The organism is Flavobacterium sp. (assembly GCF_039930565.1).
Lineage (GTDB): Bacteria > Bacteroidota > Bacteroidia > Flavobacteriales > Flavobacteriaceae > Flavobacterium.
This window is the reverse complement of the sequence record NZ_JBDTTP010000031.1, coordinates 1-22,262: the sequence shown is the minus strand read 5'-3', so window position 1 is coordinate 22,262 and position 22,262 is coordinate 1. Positions and strand designations below refer to the sequence as shown.

The following is a 22,262-nucleotide window of genomic DNA, read 5'->3' as shown; positions in this document are numbered from 1 at the left end:
CAGCAGGATTAGCTTCTTAAAAATACTAATCAGTTAATATTCTAAAGATTAAGAAATTAAACATTTCACAAATCTTACCGAAATTATTCAAAATTCAAAAGCTATTCCGTAAATTTGCAAAAAATTCTACAATACAAATATACTATAAATGAGTACTACAACTACGCCTTATGTGGCTTTCAAAGTAAAAGACATTTCCCTGGCGGCTTGGGGAAGAAAAGAAATTGAACTGGCTGAAGCTGAAATGCCGGGTTTAATGGCGCTTCGTGCTGAATATAAAGATGAGCAACCTCTTAAAGGTGCACGTATTGCAGGATGTCTTCACATGACGATCCAGACTGCAGTTTTAATCGAAACTTTAATTTCTCTTGGTGCTGAAGTTACCTGGTCTTCTTGTAACATTTTCTCTACTCAGGATCAGGCTGCTGCTGCTATTGCTGCTGCAGGAATTCAGGTGTATGCCTGGAAAGGTCTTGACGAAGAATCTTTTGACTGGTGTATTGAGCAGACTTTATTCTTTGGAGAAGACAGAAAACCATTGAACATGATCCTTGATGATGGTGGAGATTTAACTAACATGGTTATTGACCGTTTCCCGGAATTGGTTCCTGGAATCAAAGGATTGTCTGAAGAAACTACTACTGGAGTTCACAGACTTTACGAAAGAGTAAAAGCCGGAACATTGCCAATGCCAGCAATCAACATTAATGACTCTGTTACTAAATCTAAATTTGACAACAAATACGGCTGTAAAGAATCTGCAGTTGATGCGGTTCGTCGTGCAACTGACTTGATGTTAGCTGGAAAAAGAGTTATTGTTTGTGGATACGGTGATGTTGGAAAAGGAACTGCAGCTTCTTTTAGAGGTGCCGGATCTATTGTAACGGTTACTGAAATCGACCCAATTTGTGCTTTACAAGCTGCAATGGACGGTTATGAAGTTAAAAAATTAAACACTGTAATTGCTACTGCTGATATCATCATTACTACTACAGGAAATAAAGATATCGTTCTTGGTTCTCATTTCGAGCAAATGAAAGACAAAACGGTTGTTTGTAACATCGGACACTTTGATAACGAAATTGATATGGCCTGGTTAAACAAAAACCACGGTGCCTCTAAAATCGAAATCAAACCTCAGGTTGACAAATATACTATCGCTGGAAAAGATATCATCATTTTGGCCGAAGGTCGTTTAGTTAACCTTGGCTGTGCTACAGGTCACCCAAGTTTTGTAATGAGTAACTCATTTACTAACCAGACTTTGGCTCAAATCGAATTGTACAAAAACAGCGCTGCATATAACAATGACGTTTATATGTTACCAAAACATTTAGATGAAAAAGTGGCTGCTTTGCACTTAGCTAAATTAGGCGTTGAATTGGAAACTTTACGTGACGATCAGGCTGCTTATATTGGCGTTGAAGTTCAAGGTCCATACAAACCGGAATATTACAGATACTAATTTTTAGTACTTAGTGATTAGTCTTTAGTGATTAGTTACTAGTTATAATTCAGAACCCTTGCAGTGATGTGAGGGTTTTTTATTGGGGCGTGCCACCATCGCGATAAATGGGCAAACTTACATTACGGTTATACGCCCTTTTATCGGGATGCTGTCGGGCTATCCGCGCTACTTCGGTAGCCTGCTACTATCCCTCACGTAAAACCTATCTCCACAAATTTCAAATATAACAGACTATTTCGTTTTCAAAAACGTTGTATTATATTTACTGGAAATACTTTTTTATGAGACTTTCTTTTTTTATATATCTGTTTATTTTTTTCAGCTGTACAGCGTTTTCCCAAAACAAAGACACCTGGGTTTCATTTCAGGATAAAGATTCTGCCTACATCGGATTTAAAGACAAAAATGGCAACATCAAAATTGAACCAAAATTCATTGGACTGACTTTCGCCAGTAAATTTGACGATATTATCGCTGTAACAGAAGAAGACAATGAAAACTGGAAAAGTTATTATCTCACCAAATCCGGAAAAAAAGTGGGTATCGACAGTTTGTATACTTTTGATAATGGATCCGATTGTGAAAACGAAGGTTTCATCAGATTCAGGGATCCAAAAACCGATAAAATGGGAATGTTCAATGGCGAGGGAAAAATTGTTATTCCAGCAGAATATAGTAATCTAACCAAAGCCAAAAACGGAATGTTTATAGGTCTAAAAGATGCTAAAAAAGAATTAATTGGAGAACATTTTTTCTGGAAAGAAGGAAAGGAATTCTTAGTCGACACCAATAACAAAATCTTAATTGAAAATTTTAAATACAATGATGATTTGAATTTTTATTCTGTACAAAAATCAGCAGCACCAAGCAAAGATCCTATAAGAGAAAACTTTCTTGGAGTTAACGGACAATATTATTCTTTCATCAATTTTGATAAGGAATTTGAATTCTGGATCAAAAACAATCTGCTTACTGATCTATCAAAAGACAATTTATTGAAATCTTCTTTTGATAAAATCAGCTTTTGGAAAGAAGCTGATGGATGGATAAATGAATCAAAATCTAAATTCATCAACCAGAATTATACTTTTATACAACTAAAACTACAGGAACTTATTGATAACAAAACAGAATATTTTATTTCATCAGACGGTTTAAATCCTTTTATCTTTGAAACAACCGAATATGAAACGTATTTCAACAATTGCAATCAATCAAAAGAATGGTTATATCCGGTTAAAAACATCGTTATTTCACCCAAAAGCGAATCGGATTTCGGACAAGATCATTTTCAGTTTTTAAGAACGGATAACGGTTATAAATTAATCAGTATTTCGACCCCAAAGCAAATACTCAAATAAAATTTCACAAAATTAAAAACATTAGGAAATGGCAGCAGGCGGACCAGGAGATCATCCTTTAAAAGATATACTTCATTTTGACATGAACGTTTATGATACTGAATGTGACAATTTAATTAGGGAGCTTGCCAAGTATGTTCCTGAAAATATTCTATATCAGAGTATTGATTTGTCGACAGCTTTCAATATTGATGAAACTATATTAATTGATTTAAAAAAAGAACTTCTGGAGAAATTGAATTTTGAAAAGAATAAAGCAAAATCTTAATTAAGCTCCTTTTCAATTTACTCAAGTTAACGAGGATAAACTCAAATGACTTTCGCAAGTTTCGGATTTTATGACGATAAAAATCAGCCGATCTTTGCAATATAAAATTGAAAGAAATGAATACACAGGAAAATATCAATTACAGCCGAATTGCAGATGCCATTGATTACATCAAAGCTAATTTTAAGGAACAGCCTAATCTGGATGAAGTTGCCGAGAAAGTACACTTGAGTCCTTTTCATTTTCAGCGTTTGTTTACCGAATGGGCCGGCACTAGTCCGAAGAAGTTTTTGCAATATATTAGTCTCGAACACGCCAAAAATATCCTCAAAAATAATCAGGCCACTTTGTCCGATGCTGCATTTTATACCGGGTTATCAGGAACAAGCCGTTTACACGATTTGTTTGTAAACATTGAAGGAATGACACCGGCTGAATATAAAAATGGTGGTAAAAACTTAGCGATTAATTTCAGCTTCTCCAAAAGTCCGTTTGGGAATATTATCGTTGCTTCGACCACTAAAGGTGTTTGTTTTATGGCTTTCGCCGAAGATGAAGCAACCGGATTTGAAAATTTAAAACAAAAATTTCCAAATGCTGAATTCTCCCAAAAAATGGATTTGCCACAACAAAATGCACTTTTCATTTTTCAAAACGACTGGAGCAAATTATCTGAAATCAAACTGCATTTAAAAGGAACCGATTTTCAATTGAAAGTTTGGGAGACCTTGCTTAAAATTCCGATGGGGCAACTTTCTACCTATGGATCAATTGCACAACAAATTGAAAAACCTAATGCTTCAAGAGCAGTAGGAACCGCAATTGGCAGTAATCCTGTAGCATTTTTGATTCCTTGTCATCGGGTGATTCAATCTTCAGGAACATTTGGCGGCTATATGTGGGGAAATACCCGAAAAACAGCTATAATTGGCTGGGAAGGTGTTCAATCTAATCCTGAAATTTAAAAAAATAATGCAAAATATACAATCAAAAATTGCTTCTCAAAATTGGGAAAGCATCACCGAATCTATGCACGAAAATGGATTTGTAATTATTTCTAATTTACTTAATAACGAACAATGCGAAGATTTAAAATTCGATTATGATAATCCAAATTTATATCGAAAAACAGTTGTAATGGAGCGTTATCGATTTGGTTTGGGTGAGTATAAATATTTTAATTATCCGTTGCCTGATTTAATTCAAACTATACGTTCTGCCGTTTATCCAAAATTGGCACCAATTGCAAACGCATGGATGAAAGTATTAAACATCAATACAATTTTTCCTGAAACGCATGAAAAATTATTAGAGCAATGTCACGCTAATAATCAACTAAAAGCAACTGTTTTAATTTTAAAATATGGCAAAAGCGGTTTTAATACTTTGCATCAGGATTTATACGGAGATCTTTATTTTCCTATTCAAATAGTACTTTTTTTAAATGAACCAGATGAAGATTTTACTGGAGGAGAATTTGTATTAACACAGCAAACACCTAGAGCACAATCGAAAGTGATTGTTTTGAAACCTAAAAAAGGGGATGTTTTGGTTTTTACAACTAATTTCAGACCTGTTAAAGGTACAAAAGGATATTATCGCGTAAATATGAAGCATGGTGTGAGTGAAATTCATTCGGGAGAACGACATACCTTGGGAATTATTTTTCATGACGCTCAATCATGATTAAACATGACAAAATTCCTGACTCAGATCTCCGAAATAAAATTAAAAATGCTGAAATTTGCTTTGGTGGAAACCGAATACTAAAAATTTATGGAAGTTTGAAATGTTCTTCGGGAAAAAGAATGAAACGTGAAAACCGTGTCTTCTTTTTCTCTGAAAATGAAGCCAGAAAAAATGGTTACAGACCTTGTGGACATTGCATGAAATCTAAATATTTAAAATGGAAAATGGACTTATTTAATCCCGAAATAAACGAAACTACAAACTTGCTTCCAAAAGACGGAATCGTGAATTATTACGGAAGATTATTCTCCAGAGAAGATTCAAATCATTATTTAGAAGTACTATTAAATACTATAGAGTGGAAAAATGACGAGGCTATTATCTTCGGAAAACTAATTCTTACGAAACGGAAAGTTGCCTGGTACGGTGACTCGGAGTTTGAATATACGTATTCAAATACCACTAAAAAAGCACTTCCGTGGACAAAAGAATTATTAGAATTAAAGAAAACTATTGAAGAAAAAACAGGAGAAACATTCAATTCCTGTTTACTCAATTTATATCATTCCGGCGATGAAGGAATGGCTTGGCACAGCGATGCTGAAAAAGATTTAAAAAAGAATGGTGCAATTGGTTCCGTAAGTTTTGGTGCTGAACGTAAATTTGCTTTCAAACATAAAAAAAGTAAAGAGACGGTTTCTATGATTTTAGAACATGGAAGTTTATTGGTTATGAAAGGTGAGACACAAACAAATTGGCTACACCGTTTACCTCCAACAAAAACAACTTCCAAGCCAAGAGTAAATTTGACTTTTAGAACTATTGTCGGATAATTTAAAAAATTATCATGTTTTTTTGGAAATGACATTTTTATATGAATACTCTAATGCATCCTCAAACATGTCAGGTCTTACTTTTGAAAGTTCTATTATTGTCCAGCCTTGCTTGCCCCATTTATTTGGAAGTGGATAAAAACTCATTTCGCCTGAAGCACAAAAAACGGATTGATCTATTTCGTTTAATTTCAGCACTGCATGATTATTTTTTTTATCAAAAGTGGCAAATATCTTCTTATTGATCCGAAAAGATATTTTCTCAAAATGTGCTTCTTCATTGGTATCAGGGAAAGACATGGCTAATTTTCTGAATGTTTCAATTGTGACCATTAATAATGTATAAATTAAAATTGCTTTTTCTTCACCAAGCCTGGTTCATTCCATTTTTAAGGACTTTTTCGTATTTATCCATATCAAAAGAATATAAACCTGGTGCTTTGTGTGCAACGTTGTTCTTTTTTTCATCAAGTTTATTTAGAATCCCAATATTCGTTATTTTCCTAAGAAAGTTTCTTCTGTCGAGTTTCTTATCCAAAATCGTTTCATATAATTTTTGAAGTTCCGTAATAGTAAATTTCTCAGGTAATAAATTATAGCCGATGGGCATCAGATTTAATTCAATTCTTAAGGTATCCAAAGCTTTATCTAAAATTTCTTTATGATCCAAAATAAGTTCGGGCACTTCCTTATGATCAACCCATTCGACAACTTCATAGCTGCTTACATTCTCCGGAAATATTTTTAATAAGTCTACTAATGCATAATAACCAATAGTTACAAATCGTTGTACAAACCATTTTCGTTCCTTTTTAGAAATTTGAAGCAATTCTAAAACTTCCTCACTAAAATGATTGTCATTTCGTTTTACCTTTCCAAAAGTTGAAAATTGCCTGAGAAAAACACCTTTTACTCCCGTTCTTTTATTCAAAACTTCTATCGCTGCATCATCAATATCCTGACCAATGGGAATAAATCCACCTGGTAACGCCCATTTATTTTCATAAAGGGTCTTAATCAGTAAGACTTTTAAATGATTATCGTTAAATCCAAAAATAACACAATCTATTGAAAGTCCTGGTTGATAGTTATCGTTGCTTATTAAAGTTAATTCAGGCATTGATCTTTTATTTTGATTTGGTTATAATCTAATCAGTCAATAAAAATTTTAGAAATGTAAAAATCACAAATTTTACTTAAAATCAAAATTGAATTGGAAAAATAAGTACATTGCGTCACTATAACGCATTGCGGGAATAGTGTTTTGTATAATTTATACTACACCAATATGATTACAGATTCACTAAAAAATATTAATCAAAAAATCAGAAATAAAATCTGGACTTCATTTGGTTTCGTTTCTAAGACATACCTTTTAGAAGCATCTTTGAAATATAGCGAAGAACAAGAAAAAATTTTCAATGAGATGATTCTGGAAACAGGACTTAAGGATAAAAAAAAGAAAAGCGAAGCTTTTGACAAAGCATTATATGCTTCCTATAAAGGAATTGGCGCTATCGATTTTGTACATCATGTTCTCAAATAATTCAAATTTGAGTTTAGTTTTAAATATAATCCAGTGTTCTCTCTAGTGCCATGCCCCGTGACCCTTTAATCAATATAGTGCTTTCTTCCTTATATTTATTATTATTAAGATACATTATAAAATCATCGAAAGTTTCAAAAAAATGAATTTTTTCATTAGAAATTCGATTTTCAAAAAAAGCTTTTCCAATCAGATAACAATCTGATTTGTTTTGATTAACCAAAGTTTCTACAATAATTTTGTGTTCTTTCATGCTTTCTTCACCAAGCTCAAACATGTCTCCTAAAATCATTATCTTATTTAAACTATCTAATTGCAAAAAATTAGTAATTGCCACACCCATACTGCTTGGATTAGCATTATAAGCATCCAGAATAATTTGAAAAGATCCTTTCTTTAATAACTGGGATCTATTATTATTGGGAATATAATTTTCAATTGCTGATTTGATATGTTTGCTTTCAATGTTAAAATAAATACCTGTAGCAACCGCTGCATTTATATTATTGGCATTATAGAGTCCGATAAGATTAGAATTTATAAAGAAATTATTATAACGGACAGAAACTAGCGGATTGGCTTCAATTTTATGGACATTTAGATCTGCACGATCATTTAGTAATCCAAAAGTGTAGGATCTTATTAATTTTGACTTTTCAACCTGTATTGCATCATTTAAATTAACAAATGCCAATTTATCATTTTCAAGAAGGTAGTTATACATCTCACTCTTTCCTTGTATGACACCTTCAACACCACCAAATCCTTCTAAATGAGCTTTTCCAAAATTGGTGATGTAGCCATAATCAGGTTGTGCTATTGCACATAAAAATTCAATTTCTTTTTTATGATTAGCACCCATTTCTACAATTCCAATTTCGGTTTCATTGTTAAAAGATAACAATGTTAATGGTACTCCAATATGATTGTTCAAATTACCAACAGTCGCTTTCGTGTTGTATTTTTGCGATAAAACTATATTTATAAGTTCTTTTGTTGTTGTTTTTCCGTTGCTGCCTGTTAAAGCAATAATAGGAATATTTAAATACAACCGATGAAACTTAGCCAATTCCTGCAATGTTTCCAAACTGTTGTTAACAAGAATTGTTCTATCATCAATTAAAAAGGCTGGATTATCAATAACAACAAATAGCGCTCCTCTTTCAAGCGCTTCCTGAGCAAATGTATTAGCATCAAAGTTTTCTCCCTTAATAGCAAAAAACATAGAATCTTTTTCAATTCTGCGTGTATCGATTGAAAGAGATTTACATTTTAAAAATAAAGTATGAATATCCTGAATAGTCATTAGTTAAACATTTTTAAAAAATAAAAGCCCTAATTAAAGGGCTTTTATCTACAATTAAATATATTGTTAATTTCTTGGCGATTTCCTTCTCTCAGTTTTTGAGCCTACTCTCGACATAGCACATCTGAATCCTATATAATCTGTTGCCATATCCTGAGGAAAATATCTTCTTTGCGCAGGATCTAACCAATATGCTCTGTCTCTCCATGATCCACCTTTGTAAACTCTTGCATTATCATTTATCAAAGTTGTTCTTTTGCTTGAGCTGTCATATTTTCTAACCATGTTTCCTAAACTATCTGTCGTAACATTATGCTTTGGAGAATTATACATGGCTTCTTTACCATCTTTATCTGATGAATCAGATTCACCGAAATCATAATATCTGGACGATTGTTTGTCACCATCTCTGTAATTGATATTATCACTTGTGCTAAAGTTTTGTCTTAAATATGTTTCGTTTTCATCAACCGGAACCTGTGCAATTTCGCCTGGAAGGTTTCTGGCTACAACTTTACCATTACTTAAAGTATCGTATCTAATATTATCTTTCGTTACTATTTCGATTTTTCCATCTTTACCAATTTTGTTTTTACCGTAAAGATTTCCTCTAAAGTAATTAAAATCATTAGCTTCATTATCAATTATAGGTCTGTAAACATCTGCTACCCATTCTGCAACGTTTCCAGCCATATCATATAAACCGAAATCATTTGCCGGATAACTTTTAATAGCATTTGTAATATCAGCTCCATCGTCTGACCAACCTGCTATCCCGCCGTAATCACCATTTCCTTGTTTAAAGTTTGCCAATTGATCTCCTCTGTTCTTGCGTTTCGTAGAACGTGTATAATCACCAGACCAAGGATATTTCTTTTGTCCTTTATAGATATTATATTCTCTTTGTCCAACATCTGCTGCTGCTGCATACTCCCATTCAGCTTCTGTAGGAAGTCTGTATTCTGGCAATATAACTCCCGAAGAACGTTGAGCATATACGTTTTTCTGTTCTTCTACAGCACCATCTTTACCTTTCTTAGGCCTTTTACCATTAGGACTTTTCTTTAACACTAATTCTTCATTTCCTCCGTAAGTAGTAGAAGGAGACGCTAAATATGCCTCAGTACTAAATAAACTTTCTGCAGCGACATCATTTGATTTAGCTCCTTTTTTAACATACCCGCTTTTTTCTAAAACAGCTTCATTTACACGATCTGTTCTCCATTTGCTAAACTCAACTGCCTGAATCCAGTTTACACCAACGACAGGATAATTTGCATAGGAAGGATGTCTCAAATAGTTATTAGTCATCGTTTCATTATATCCTAAACGATTTCTCCATACTAAAGTATCAGGAGATGCTCCAGCATAAATATTTTTATAATTTTCTTCTGTAGGAGGGAAAACTTTTTTCAACCATTCCAGGTATTCTAAGTACATACCGTTGGTTACTTCTGTTTCATCCATATAAAATGACTGAACATGTTGTTGAGTTGGTGTGTTATTCCAATCATGCATAACATCATCCTGTACCTTACCCATAGTAAAGGTACCACCTTCAACAAAAACTAAACCAGGACCAGCCTGTTGTTTCTTTCCTGCATTTCTAGCAGCCGTTCCATTTTGACTGTCGACATCCCAACCTGTTGCTCTGGATGCATGGCTTGAACTCGATTTTTTGCTACAACTAGCCGTGCCTAACATCAATACCATTGACATCATTAATTGCAAGACTACAATTTTGTTTACTTTCATACTCATTCTTAGGTGATAAATTTAGGTGCTGCAATATAATAATTAACATTTAATTAGCAACATCTGTTCTAATAATTTTATTTAGCTGTTTTTTACCCAGAAAATAACCTATATTCTGAACGCAAAAATATACTTTTTATTATTACAATAACATTAAATACTATATTTTTACTTACTAAAATATTTTTAAATCTATTTCGTTTTCTTTTAACATGAAACAAGCTATAATCTTATCTTTCTTTTTGTCTTCAATTATCTCTTTTTCTCAGGTAAACAGAACCATATCTTTGGATTGGCATGATAAAAAAGAAATGAATATTGGAGATTCCAAAATAGTAATTCCTTATTTTTCGGGTAATGGTTTTCGTTTTGATACTACAAAAAAAAACATAACATTATTATTTAAGTTAGAAGAAATGAATTTTTCAACTACGAGTACGATAGAAATCACTAATGTAGTTTATGAATCGCTATCGATCTCCCAATTAGGTGATTTATCGCTTGAAAACATTCCTAAAAAGCCGAACGAAACACTTCAAACAGCAATTTCGAGGGATAAAAATCAATCTTTTATCGCTTTATCGCCAATAATATCTGATGGAAATAATTTCAAACGTATTCAATCTTTTGACTATTCCATTCGTAGTTCAACATCTAAAAACAATCCATCCTTATCGTCAAAATCAAGTATAATTTCAAATTCTGTTCTGTCATCTGGTGACTGGTATCGTTTTTATATTGAAAAGTCAGGAGTCTATAAAATTTCTAAATCATTTTTACAGAGTATTGGTTTTGACACGAATAAAGAAAATCCTCAGAAAATTAAAATTTACGGAAACGGCGGAAGAATGCTTCCATTAGCCAACAATATTTATTATCCTGAAGATTTGACTGAAAATGCAATTCAAATCATTGGAGAGAGTGATGGTGTTTTCAACAACGAGGATTACATACTTTTTTATGGCGAAGGAGTTGATAATTGGAATACTGAAAGCCAGACCAACTTAAATCTATACGATACCAGATCTTATTATTATATCACTACACAAGGCAGAGATGGAAAAAGGATGGTGAATATTAATCAGCCAGTCGGCAATAGTAATTTGGAATTAAACACTTTTGATGACCATCAATTTCATGAAAAAGATCTTACCAATATTGCTCATTTAGGCCGTCAGTGGTTTGGAGAATCTTTTGACATCAATCAGGAGCAGGAATTTGAATTTGAATTTCCTAATTTAGAGGTTTCAGTTCCTGTAAAAATTGAAACAGTAGTTGCTTCTGCAGCTTTTACTCCTACTTCATTTTCAATTTCAGCCAATGGGGCAACAGTCGGAAACATTGCTTTGAATTCCTTAAATTCAAATTCAGAAACAAAATTCTACACTGGAAAGTTACCTGTAAACAGTTCATTTACGGGTTCAGAAAAAATAAAAATAAAATTAACTTACAATAATAATGGCGTCCCGGGATCAAAAGGATATATGGATTACGTTAATTTAATTGCTAAAAGAAAATTGACTGGTACGGGGAAACAATTCCGATTTCAATATGATCTTGGTGGTTCTTCTGTCGGAATCGTAAATTACACCATTACGAACGCCTCTGGTATTTCAAAAGTTTGGGACATTACAGACATATATAATGTATCAAAAATTGAAAACACCAATCAAACTATTTTTAGTTTCAAAGCTCCATTAGGCGAAGTCAGAAAATATCTAATGGTTGACGCTTCTGATTATTATGCTCCATTAAAAGAAAACCAGTCAAAAATAACCAATCAAAATTTAAAAGGTACACTTTTAAAAAATAACCAAAACACTTTTCAGGATTTGGATTATGTAATTGTATCGCCAAAAATTTTACTTCCTCAGGCAGAAAAATTAGCAAATTTTCATAGAAATAGTTCTAACTTGAATGTAAGGGTTATCTCTTTGGAAAACATTTATCAGGAATTTTCATCAGGAAAACAAGATATTACCGCCATTCGAAACTGCATCAAATATATTTATCAAAATGCATCTTCATCAGAAAAAAGAATAAAATACCTCAATCTTTTCGGTGATGCTTCTTATGATTATAAAGCCAGAATTCCAAACAATAGTAATATAGTACCGGTCTATCATTCTTTAATTAGTAACAGTACTGGAGAAGCCGCATTTGCTTCTGATGATTTTTATGGACTCATGGATGAAAATGAAGGTAATGTTATTTCTTTTTTTGGTGGAATTGATATTGCAGTTGGCAGAATGTTAGTTTCGGATAATGCTCAGGCAGAAGAAATGGTCAATAAGGTTTTAGAATATCATAATCTAAAATCATATGGAAATTGGAGAAATAATTTTGTATTGATCAGCGATGATTCAGACAAAAGTTCTGATTCCTCACTGCAATCACGTCAAAACAATTTAGCAGATGTAATTATTGCCGAAAAACCTTTTTTAAACGTCAATAAAATCATTTTAGATTCCTATTCTCAGGAAGCTTCAGCAGGCGGGTCAAGATACCCAAAAGCAAAAACAGATTTTTTTGATGCATTCGAAAAAGGTGCATTAGTTTTTAATTATTTAGGGCATGGAGGAGAAGATGGACTAGCAGCTGAAAGAATTTGGGAAAAATCAGATGGTCAAAACTTGAGCAATCAATATAAGTATCCCTTGTTTATTACTATTACTTGCGAATTTTCCCGTTTTGATGACCCAACCAGACCTACTGCTGGTGAATATACATTCTGGAATCCAAAAGGAGGTGCGATTGCAATGCTAACCACTATACGTTCTATTGGACAATTTAATGCGGAAAATTTCAATGACAATTTGACTAAAAATCTGCTTTCTTTCGGATCCACTCAATATTCCACGATAGCAGAAGCGCTTAGAATTTCAAAAAATGAGAATCCCAGTTCTTCCAGCAATGTTGTCTTTTACATTGGCGACCCAGCTATTATGTTGGCCATTGCTAAACCCAAAATTAATTTAACAAAAGTTAATGATGCCCTTATTACAGGACCAATTGAAGATTTGAAGTCTCTTGCGAAGATTAAAATTTCAGGTGAAATAACAGATGAAAACAATAATGTTTTGAGTAATTACAACGGAGAACTTTTTACAGCAATTTTTGATAAACTAATTACAAATTCAACTCTTAACAATGATGGATATAGTCCGGCTATGCAATTTAAAACACTGGGACAAACGATTTTTAGAGGAAATGCATCAATAACCAATGGTCAGTTTGAATTTAGTTTTATAGTTCCAAGAGATATCCGAATTCCTGTAGATAACGGCCGAATAAGCTTTTATTCGAAAAAAAATGAAGTTTTGGAAAACCAATCAGGTTACAGTAATACTATTAAAATAGGAGGAATTAACGAAAATGCACCTCAGGACAATATTAATCCAAAAGTGAAGTTATATATGAACGATGAAACTTTTGTTTCTGGCGGAATTACAAATAATTCTCCATTTTTATTGGCTTTTCTTGAAGATGAAAACGGAATCAATACAGCTAGTGGAATTGGTCATGATATTGTTGCGATTTTAGATGGGGATGTTACAAATCCTATGATTTTAAACGATTATTACCAAACAGAATTAGATAATTACACTAATGGAAATTTACGTTTCCCTTTGCGCAATTTAAGTGAAGGCATTCATACAATAAGTTTTACGGCATGGGATGTATATAACAACCCTGTAACAAGCGAAATACAATTTGTAGTTGTTGGCGATGAATCACTAACCCTGACACACGTTCTTAATTATCCTAATCCATTTTCTACTTATACCCAATTTTGGTTTTCACATAATAAACCATATGAACCTTTAGAAGTTCAGGTTCAGGTAATGACTATTACCGGAAAAGTGGTGTGGACAAAAAATCAGATTATTACTACCGAAGGTTTTTTATCCAGGGAAATCAGCTGGGATGGAAAAGATGACTATGGAGATCGAATCGGAAAGGGGGTTTACATTTATAAACTGACTGTAAAATCCAGTTTAACAAATAAAAAAGCCGAGAAGTATGAAAAACTTGTCATTCTATAATATATATTTGCACAATTAACACATTATTCAGATAAATGAAAAAAATATCGCTTTTATTATTTTGTTTACTTATTATTACCTTTGCAACAGCACAGGACAGGCCAATTACAACTGGAGTCCCTTTTTTATTGGTTGCCGCTGATGCCCGGGCAGCAGGTCTTGCAGATCAGGGTGTAGCAACATCAGCAGATGTGTTTTCTCAACAATGGAATCCTGCAAAATATGCTTTTTCAACAGACAAACAAGGACTTTCTGTGAGCTACACCCCCTACTTAACTGATTTAGTAAATGATATTTCGCTTAGCCAGTTGACTTATTACAATAAAATTAATGAAAGAAGTGCTTTTGCCGGAAGCATACGATACTTTAGTGTTGGAGATATTGAGTTGAGGCAGAATCAAAACGATCAGCCAAATGTTGTAAAGCCCTCAGAATTTGCAATCGATGGTTCTTACTCCTTAAAGTTAAGTGAAACTTTTTCGATGGCCGTAGGGGCAAGGTTTATCAGTTCGAATTTAGGAATTACAACCGAAGGACAAAGTTTATCTGCCGCTACTTCATTTGCATTTGATGTTGCCGGATTTTACCAATCAGAAGAAATTGCCTACAGTGATTTCAACGGAAGATGGAGAGCTGGTTTTAATTTCCAAAACCTGGGTCCAAAAATAAACTATGATTTAAGCGAAGTAACAGATGGAGCAGGATCAAACTTCTTACCTTCGAATTTAAGAGTAGGCGGCGGTTTTGATTTTATATTAGACGATTATAATAAAGTAGCCGTTAGTGTGGAATTTGCAAAATTATTAGTTCCTACTCAACAAATTCCAGTGCCAATTGATCTAAATAATGATGGGGATTATCAAGACGCTGGAGAATCGAATGGTGTACAGCAGGCAAATAATGATTATAACTCTATTGGATGGGTACCTGGTATTTTCAAATCATTTGGAGATGCTCCTGATGGATTTAGTGAAGAATTAAAAGAAATCACCTATAGTTTAGCAGGAGAATATATCTATCAGGACTCATTTTCGATGCGGGCAGGATATTATCACCAAAGCCCTGAAAAAGGAGCCGTAAAATTTTTCTCTTTGGGAGCAGGTTTTAAATATAATGTGGTTAAAGTTGATGTATCGTACTTATTCTCTGCATCAAAAGTTAAAAATCCGTTAGAGAATACATTACGTTTCTCTTTAACATTTAATTTTGGTGATAAATACGACGAGTATTAATCAAAAAAACATACAATAAATATAAATCCAAATTTCTGTTTTAGGAATTTGGATTTTTTTTCCTCTAATACTAATGAAAGAAATAAACATAACAGCATCGTTTTTAGTTTTTGATTTTTTGGAAGAATTGCCAAATGACGTTCAAAACCTAATGAAAGAGGCAACAGAAATCCGTAAAAAAGCCTATGCCCCTTACTCGCAATTTAGAGTTGGTTCAGCTTTATTATTGGATAATGGTAAAATAGTTTTGGGATCAAACCAGGAAAATGCCGCATACCCATCGGGTTTATGCGCTGAACGTGTAGCTGTTTTTCATGCTGGAAGCGTATATCCTGAAGCTAAGATTTTAAAAATGGCCATTACAGCGGCATCGGATTTGAATCAGACTCAGTCTCCAATTCCGCCCTGTGGATCTTGCCGACAATCAATTGCAGAATATGAAATTAAACAAGATACCCCGATAGAAATATATTTTATGGGAGAAACAGGTGCAATTTATCAGTCTGCATCCCTAAAAAACCTCCTCCCTTTTATGTTTGATAAAAAGTTCTTGTAAAAAAAGCCAAAAAGTAGCTTTTAAATTTTAGTTCTTAAATGTAATGTCTTATTTTTGCATCCCGACCCTTCGGGCGCAAATTTGTGGGAGGAAACTATTTTGCGTTATAGGTAATAATTGATAACACAAAAAAACAACTTTAGCAAAAGAAAGAATTCAGATGAAAGAAGTTACAAAAGAGGTTTACTTAAAGTGGTATGAAGACATGCTGCTTTGGAGAAAGTTTGAAGACAAACTTGCAGCATTATACATCCAACAAAAGGTCAGAGGATTTCTTCACCTCTACAACGGTCAGGAAGCTGTATTAGCGGGAGCTTTGCATGCTATGGATCTGACTAAAGACAAAATGATTACTGCCTACAGAAATCACGTGCAGCCAATTGGCATGGGAGTTGATCCAAGACGTGTTATGGCTGAACTTTTAGGAAAAGCAACAGGAACATCTAAAGGTATGGGAGGTTCTATGCACATTTTCTCTAAGGAACACCGTTTTTATGGAGGTCACGGAATCGTTGGCGGACAAATTCCTGTAGGAGCTGGATTGGCTTTTGCTGACAAATATTTTGAAACCGGAGGGGTTACTATGACCTATTTTGGTGATGGTGCCGCCAGACAAGGTTCATTACACGAATCTTTCAACATGGCTATGTTATGGAAATTACCAGTCGTATTTATTGTTGAAAACAATGGTTACGCAATGGGAACTTCGGTAGAAAGAACCGCCAACCACACTGACATCTGGAAACTTGGTTTAGGATATGAAATGCCTTGTGGACCCGTTGACGGAATGAATCCTGTAAAAGTTGCCGAAGCAATGACTGAAGCTATTGACAGGGCACGTCGCGGAGATGGACCAACTTTCCTTGAAATGAAAACGTACCGATACAGAGGGCACTCTATGTCTGATGCACAATTATATCGTTCAAAAGATGAGATTGAAGAATACAAAAAAATTGACCCAATTACTCAGGTTTTAGATGTAATTATGGATCAAAAATATGCTACAGAACAAGAAATTGAAGTAATTGACCAAAAAGTAAAAGACCTTGTTGAAGAATGTGTGAAATTCGCTGAAGAATCTCCATATCCTGAATTACAACAATTATACGATGTAGTATACGCACAAGAAGACTATCCATTTACACCTCATAAACTATAGAAATATTATGGCGATAAAAGTAACAATGCCTCGTTTGAGCGATACTATGACGGAAGGAACGGTAGCGACTTGGCTTAAAAAAGTAGGCGATAAAATTAGCGAAGGTGATATCCTTGCTGAAATTGAAACAGATAAAGCGACTATGGAGTTCGAATCTTTCAACGAAGGAACTCTTTTACATATCGGAATTCAGGCTGGAGAAACTGCTCCGGTTGATTCGTTATTAGCAATTATTGGAAATGAAGGAGAAGATATCTCTGCACTTTTAGCAGGTGGCGATGCTCCTGCTGCCAGTTCCGAAGTTTCGGAATCAAAAGCAGAAACTACAGAAGCTCCTGCTGCTGAAGCTAAAACCGAAACTGTTGCTCCTGCAAAAGCTACAACTGAATTACCAAAAGGGGTTGTCGTTGTAACTATGCCACGCTTGAGTGATACAATGACTGAAGGAACAGTAGCAACCTGGCTGAAAAAAGAAGGAGATGCTGTTGCAGAAGGTGACATCTTAGCGGAAATTGAAACGGACAAAGCGACTATGGAGTTTGAGTCTTTCAATGCCGGTACATTATTATACATCGGAATTCAGGAAGGAAACACTGCTCCAGTTGATAGTTTATTAGCTATCATTGGGCCTGCTGGAACTGACATTTCTGGAATTGCCGACAATTATACTGCCGGAGGTACTGCAACTGCAAGTGCTCCTGCAACTGAAGAAAAAGCTGCTCATGCTGCTGAAAAAGCAACAGAAGCAACCACTAATAATTCTAACACTTCAGATGGAAGAATTTTAGCTTCGCCTCTAGCAAAGAAAATTGCTTCTGACAAAGGAATCCAGTTAAATCAGGTAAAAGGTTCTGGAGAAAACGGACGTATCGTAAAAAGCGATATTGAAAACTTTACTCCATCTGCGCAAGCACAGCCTGCTGCAAATGCAAATACTGACGGTCAAAAACCTGAAACTGCTGCGCCAAAAGTATTTGTTCCTGCCGGAGAAGTTTTCACAGAAGAGATCAAAAACTCTCAAATGCGTAAAATTATCGCAAAACGTTTAGCTGAATCATTATTTACAGCTCCTCACTACAACCTTTTGATCGAAGTGAGTATGGATGATGCAATGGCAGCCAGAGCGACAATCAATACGGTTCCTGAAACAAAGGTTTCTTTCAACGATATGGTAATCAAAGCTTGTGCTTTAGCCTTGAAAAAACATCCAAAAATTAACTCTCAGTGGAAAGAAGATGTTATCATCATCAATCACCACGTTAATATTGGTGTTGCTGTAGCGGTTGAAGACGGATTAGTAGTTCCTGTATTAAAATTTACAGATGCTATGAGCTTATCACAAATCGGAGCTTCAGTAAGAGATCTTGCCGGAAGAGCAAAAAACAAAAAATTAGGGCCTCAGGAAATGGAAGGAAGTACTTTTACAGTTTCTAACCTTGGAATGTTTGGCATCACTGAATTCAATTCAATTATCAACCAACCGAACTCCGCAATCCTTTCTGTCGGTGCAATCGTGGAGAAACCAGTAGTTAAAAACGGTCAGATTGTAGTTGGGAACACCATGATGTTATCATTGGCTTGTGACCACAGAACAATTGACGGTGCAACTGGTGCTCAATTTTTACAAACATTAAAACAATACATCGAAAGCCCGGTTACCATGCTGGCATAATCGATCATTTTATATCTTTAAATCCCGTTTTGAAAATTCAAAACGGGATTTTTATTTTATTTATTTTTAGCCTCTATCCATTTCGCCATGTACTTGGTGCTTTTTAAAGTGTGATGCTGTAGTAAGCTTCCCATGAAATTATAAAGTCGATGACTTTCTGAATCGTTCAATAATAAAGTAACTGTCTTGATTATTTCTTCTGAATATTTATCTTTTTGATAGCATTCATTTACAATTGCAATTCCGTTTTTTTGAGCTTGCTTCCAAAGATTTTCATTCTGATACAACTCAATTGAATGTTGAGCAAATTCTTGAATATCATTAGTAATAAAACCATTCCAAGGCAAATTAGCATGCATTGCTTCAGAACCAATTGTTGAAGTTACACTTGGCGTTCCACATTGCATGGCTTCTAATAATTTTCCTTTTAGACCTGCTCCAAAACGAATTGGCGCCAAAACAATTTTGGCATTTTTCACTATTTCTTTAGCATCTTCTGCCCTTCCCATAATAAAAAATCCATTTTTAGGCTGATGCAATTGCAACACTTTTTGTGATGGATAAGCTCCGTAAACTTCCAAAACAGCTTCCGGAAAATCTTTTTTAATCAAAGGCCAAATTGTTTCTTTTAAATACTGAACGGTATTCCAATTAGGCTCATGAAGAAAATTTCCGATGAAAACAAAATTTTTTCTTTCTTCAAAAGATGGCAATTTCAAAAGCTCTTCTTCATACATTCTATCAGCCAAAAAAGGAAGATAATGTAATAAACTGAGATCGATCTTAAAAATTTCATTCAAAATTTTCATTTCAAATTCAGAAATAATAAAAGACAAATCGCATCTTAAAATACTGGCAATTTCCCGTTTTGCTACTTCTTCTGAAAGCAAATCATTTAATTCAAAAATTATGTTTTCCTTAAAAGCTTTTTGTCTTGCAGTTCTCAAACAATGCAAATCTTCTGTATCTAACAATCGAATTGCTTTTGGACAATTTTCAGAAACGCGCCATCCGAACTGTTCTTCAATCATGAAACGATCAAATAAAACAATTTCCGGATTTAATGCAATTATAAAATCATCAAAATTGGAATTATTCAATTCGATTGATTTTTTCTCCACTCCAAACTCAGCTAGATCAACCATGAAATCACTATCTAAAGCCGGACTCGCAAATGTAATTTCAAATCCATTTTCTTTAAAAATAGAAATCAATTGCATAATACGTCCTCCAGCCGCAGATGAATTGGGTTCGGGCCAGACAAAACCAATTATTAAAAGTTTTTTTGTTTGATTCATTTGATTTGTTTCGACATACAAAATAATACTATTTTGATCGGATTTACACAATATTTACTGACTTTCGGTTATAAAAAAAACACTAATTTTGCATCATACCTTTGAACAAAATTATGTTAGGATTAAAATTAGCCACAGACCCTCGATGGGTAAATATAGTAGAATCGAATATTGAAGAAATTTTAACTGATCACGCCTGGTGCGAGCAGAAAGCAGCCTCGAATGCAATTAGTTTAGTTACTTACAATTCGGAATTAGAAGAATTAGTAACCGAAATGCTTGTTATTGCAAGAGAGGAACTGGAACATTTACAAATGGTTCATGACTTGATAAAAAAAAGAGGTCTAACATTGGGGCGTGAAAGAAAAGATCATTACGTAAATGAACTTTTCAAATTTATGAAAAAAGACGGAAGCAGAAAAGATGCACTTTGTGATCGTTTATTATTTTCTGCTATGATTGAAGCCAGAAGCTGCGAGCGTTTTAAAGTACTTTCAGAAAATATAAAAGATGAAGAACTGGCTAAATTTTACCGCGATTTGATGATTTCGGAAGCTGGACATTACACCACTTTTTTAGGTTTCGCCAGAAAATATGCCGATAATGTAGATGTTGACAAACGCTGGAAGGAATGGATTGAGTTCGAGGGTTCAATTATTACCAATTATGGAAAAAACGAAACCGTACACGGATAGTTTGCATATTTGTATTGATGTGAATCAAACGAAAACTTGGAAAGGTTCCTAATACTACTATTCTGTTCTGACTGAAATTTATTGAGTTGCTTTTTATCTCTTTGAAACCCGAAAAAACAATAACCTTGATATTACATATAACATTACGGTTCTTATACACAGATATAGAAATGCACCAATTAATGCCAGTATAGATCCTACTCCCGTTGGCAGAACAACTCCAAATGTAAAAGTCATGCCGATTACAAAACCAAGAATATACTCTGCTTTGTAAATCGGGAAAAATAATGCCAATAAAAAAGCCCCAATAAGCATATAGGCAGGAATATCTGAATAGCCTAATGTAAAAAAGACTGAAAGCAGTATTCCATAAATTAAGGCAGAAAGAAATCCATAAATTATAGCTACTGGAATAGTTGACTTTTGTGATTCTTGATTTTTGTTTATCATTATTCTTTTTTTCATTCGATGTAATAAAAAGAAAGTAAGTAAGGGAAGTAAAAGACCGCCCCACCAATTAGAAATCTCCGGCAAATCTTTATCGGCGAGTATATGATGACTTGAGACTCCCCCATGATAATGCGCCCACAGCAACAATCCCCAAATCAAAATAAATATCATTCCTGTACAATACAATTGGAAGGTAGTAAACATCTTTTTATTCATAAATTTGATTTGCGTTTCTTTATTATTTAATTTGATTACAGCATAAGTAGTACAATCTTATAAAATGTTACAAAATCTTCAATCCTAATTGATGAACAACTATTTAAATATATTGGAAATAACTAAATCTAAAATATAAAACAAAAAACCCGCTCTTTTCAGAACGGGTTTTGTAATAAGTTATCTAATGATTATGCTTCGAATGGAAGTATAGATACATAAGATTTGTTATCTTTTTTCTTTTGGAACTTAACAACTCCAGGTACTCTTGCATGAAGAGTGTGATCTTTACTGATGTAAACGTTTTCACCTGGATTATGTTTTGAACCTCTTTGTCTAACGATTATGTTTCCAGCAATAGCAGCCTGACCACCAAAAATCTTAACGCCTAAACGTTTTGATTCTGATTCTCTACCATTCTTCGAACTACCGACACCTTTCTTGTGAGCCATGACGTATGAGTTTAAATATTGTTATTATTCTTTAGTAGCTTCTTTTTTTGCTTTTGGAGCTGCTGCTTTTTTCACTTTAGGAGCTTCTACTTCTTCAGTAGCTGCTTCTTCTGCTACAACCGCTTTTTTAGCTGCTGCTTTTTTAGTTCCTCCTGCTGCAGTAATACCTTCAATTACAATTTGAGTAAGATATTGTCTGTGACCATTTCTCTTTTTGTAACCTTTTCTTCTTTTCTTTTTGAAAACGATTACTTTATCTC

21 protein-coding genes and 1 pseudogene are annotated in these 22,262 nt (G+C 34.0%); 14 read left to right on the top strand and 8 right to left on the bottom strand.

The genetic code is table 11. The annotated features are described in order from the left end of the window. The first annotated feature begins 148 nt into the window (after positions 1–148). The 7 genes and pseudogenes from ahcY to ABI657_RS09615 all read left to right on the top strand — a co-directional run bounded on the left by ahcY (position 149) and on the right by ABI657_RS09615 (position 5,619). Positions 149–1,465 (top strand): adenosylhomocysteinase, encoded by a 1,317-nt coding sequence (ahcY, locus tag ABI657_RS09645; RefSeq protein WP_348097042.1) that lies wholly within the window; start codon positions 149–151, stop codon positions 1,463–1,465. Between the two features lie 284 nt (positions 1,466–1,749). After that, positions 1,750–2,829, top strand: coding sequence for a hypothetical protein (locus ABI657_RS09640; protein ID WP_348097041.1), 1,080 nt, complete (start codon positions 1,750–1,752; stop codon positions 2,827–2,829). Between the two features lie 28 nt (positions 2,830–2,857). Beyond that, positions 2,858–3,097, top strand: coding sequence for a hypothetical protein (locus ABI657_RS09635; RefSeq protein ID WP_348097040.1), 240 nt, complete (start codon positions 2,858–2,860; stop codon positions 3,095–3,097). A gap of 116 nt (positions 3,098–3,213) precedes the next feature. Beyond that, entirely contained in the window at positions 3,214–4,062 is an 849-nt protein-coding gene (locus ABI657_RS09630) for a methylated-DNA--[protein]-cysteine S-methyltransferase (protein WP_348097039.1), read from the top strand. A gap of 7 nt (positions 4,063–4,069) precedes the next feature. After that, positions 4,070–4,783: a 2OG-Fe(II) oxygenase gene (locus tag ABI657_RS09625; protein WP_348097038.1), complete on the top strand. Its 714-nt coding sequence runs from the start codon at positions 4,070–4,072 to the stop codon at positions 4,781–4,783. Next, positions 4,780–4,971, top strand: a pseudogene (locus ABI657_RS09620) (Ada metal-binding domain-containing protein); the annotation flags it as partial. The gene ABI657_RS09625 and the pseudogene ABI657_RS09620, both read left to right, overlap by 4 nt. Positions 4,972–5,010: 39 nt before the next feature. Beyond that, positions 5,011–5,619: an alpha-ketoglutarate-dependent dioxygenase AlkB gene (locus ABI657_RS09615; protein WP_348097070.1), complete on the top strand. Its 609-nt coding sequence runs from the start codon at positions 5,011–5,013 to the stop codon at positions 5,617–5,619. Positions 5,620–5,631: 12 nt separating this feature from the next. On the opposite strand, the gene ABI657_RS09610 is transcribed toward ABI657_RS09615, so the two are convergent. Next, positions 5,632–5,952 carry an MmcQ/YjbR family DNA-binding protein gene (locus ABI657_RS09610; RefSeq protein ID WP_348097037.1) on the bottom strand — a complete coding sequence of 107 codons (321 nt, stop codon included), beginning with the start codon at positions 5,950–5,952 and terminating at the stop codon, positions 5,632–5,634. 31 nt (positions 5,953–5,983) lie between these two features. Continuing rightward, complete coding sequence (locus ABI657_RS09605; RefSeq protein ID WP_348097036.1) at positions 5,984–6,739, bottom strand: NUDIX domain-containing protein; 756 nt, start codon at positions 6,737–6,739, stop codon at positions 5,984–5,986. A 168-nt stretch (positions 6,740–6,907) separates the two neighbouring features. Between ABI657_RS09605 and ABI657_RS09600 the strand changes: the two genes are divergently transcribed. Next, the gene (locus ABI657_RS09600) at positions 6,908–7,165 is read left to right on the top strand and encodes a hypothetical protein (protein ID WP_348097035.1); all 258 of its coding nucleotides are present in this window, start codon (positions 6,908–6,910) and stop codon (positions 7,163–7,165) included. 19 nt (positions 7,166–7,184) lie between these two features. Here ABI657_RS09600 and murF read toward each other — a convergent pair whose 3' ends face one another. Further along, the gene (gene murF, locus ABI657_RS09595; RefSeq protein ID WP_348097034.1) at positions 7,185–8,471 is read right to left on the bottom strand and encodes a UDP-N-acetylmuramoyl-tripeptide--D-alanyl-D-alanine ligase; all 1,287 of its coding nucleotides are present in this window, start codon (positions 8,469–8,471) and stop codon (positions 7,185–7,187) included. 66 nt (positions 8,472–8,537) lie between these two features. Beyond that, on the bottom strand, positions 8,538–10,226 hold the full coding sequence (gene gldJ, locus ABI657_RS09590; protein WP_348097033.1) for a gliding motility lipoprotein GldJ: 1,689 nt from the start codon (positions 10,224–10,226) through the stop codon (positions 8,538–8,540). Positions 10,227–10,438: 212 nt separating this feature from the next. Between gldJ and porU the strand changes: the two genes are divergently transcribed. The 5 genes from porU (at position 10,439) to ABI657_RS09565 (ending at position 18,891) form a co-directional block, all read left to right on the top strand. Beyond that, positions 10,439–14,272, top strand: coding sequence for a type IX secretion system sortase PorU (gene porU / locus ABI657_RS09585; protein ID WP_348097032.1), 3,834 nt, complete (start codon positions 10,439–10,441; stop codon positions 14,270–14,272). A gap of 35 nt (positions 14,273–14,307) precedes the next feature. Further along, positions 14,308–15,504, top strand: a complete 1,197-nt coding sequence (porV, locus tag ABI657_RS09580) for a type IX secretion system outer membrane channel protein PorV (RefSeq protein ID WP_348097031.1) — start codon at positions 14,308–14,310, stop codon at positions 15,502–15,504. 73 nt (positions 15,505–15,577) lie between these two features. Beyond that, the gene (gene cdd, locus ABI657_RS09575) at positions 15,578–16,060 is read left to right on the top strand and encodes a cytidine deaminase (protein ID WP_348097030.1); all 483 of its coding nucleotides are present in this window, start codon (positions 15,578–15,580) and stop codon (positions 16,058–16,060) included. A gap of 160 nt (positions 16,061–16,220) precedes the next feature. Further along, positions 16,221–17,219, top strand: a complete 999-nt coding sequence (gene pdhA, locus ABI657_RS09570; protein WP_348097029.1) for a pyruvate dehydrogenase (acetyl-transferring) E1 component subunit alpha — start codon at positions 16,221–16,223, stop codon at positions 17,217–17,219. A gap of 7 nt (positions 17,220–17,226) precedes the next feature. Next, on the top strand, positions 17,227–18,891 hold the full coding sequence (locus tag ABI657_RS09565; RefSeq protein WP_348097028.1) for a 2-oxo acid dehydrogenase subunit E2: 1,665 nt from the start codon (positions 17,227–17,229) through the stop codon (positions 18,889–18,891). Positions 18,892–18,947: 56 nt separating this feature from the next. Here ABI657_RS09565 and ABI657_RS09560 read toward each other — a convergent pair whose 3' ends face one another. Then, positions 18,948–20,189 carry a glycosyltransferase family 4 protein gene (locus ABI657_RS09560; RefSeq protein ID WP_348097027.1) on the bottom strand — a complete coding sequence of 414 codons (1,242 nt, stop codon included), beginning with the start codon at positions 20,187–20,189 and terminating at the stop codon, positions 18,948–18,950. A gap of 113 nt (positions 20,190–20,302) precedes the next feature. Here ABI657_RS09560 and ABI657_RS09555 point away from each other — a divergent pair, with 113 nt between their 5' ends. Continuing rightward, positions 20,303–20,884: a tRNA-(ms[2]io[6]A)-hydroxylase gene (locus ABI657_RS09555; protein WP_348097026.1), complete on the top strand. Its 582-nt coding sequence runs from the start codon at positions 20,303–20,305 to the stop codon at positions 20,882–20,884. 93 nt (positions 20,885–20,977) lie between these two features. Here ABI657_RS09555 and ABI657_RS09550 read toward each other — a convergent pair whose 3' ends face one another. The 3 genes from ABI657_RS09550 to ABI657_RS09540 form a co-directional block, all read right to left on the bottom strand. After that, entirely contained in the window at positions 20,978–21,538 is a 561-nt protein-coding gene (locus ABI657_RS09550) for a hypothetical protein (RefSeq protein WP_348097025.1), read from the bottom strand. Between the two features lie 203 nt (positions 21,539–21,741). Continuing rightward, positions 21,742–22,002: a 50S ribosomal protein L27 gene (gene rpmA / locus ABI657_RS09545; RefSeq protein ID WP_348097024.1), complete on the bottom strand. Its 261-nt coding sequence runs from the start codon at positions 22,000–22,002 to the stop codon at positions 21,742–21,744. Between the two features lie 24 nt (positions 22,003–22,026). After that, positions 22,027–22,262: bL21 family ribosomal protein (locus ABI657_RS09540; protein ID WP_348097023.1), on the bottom strand; the 236-nt coding region annotated here is incomplete at its 5' end.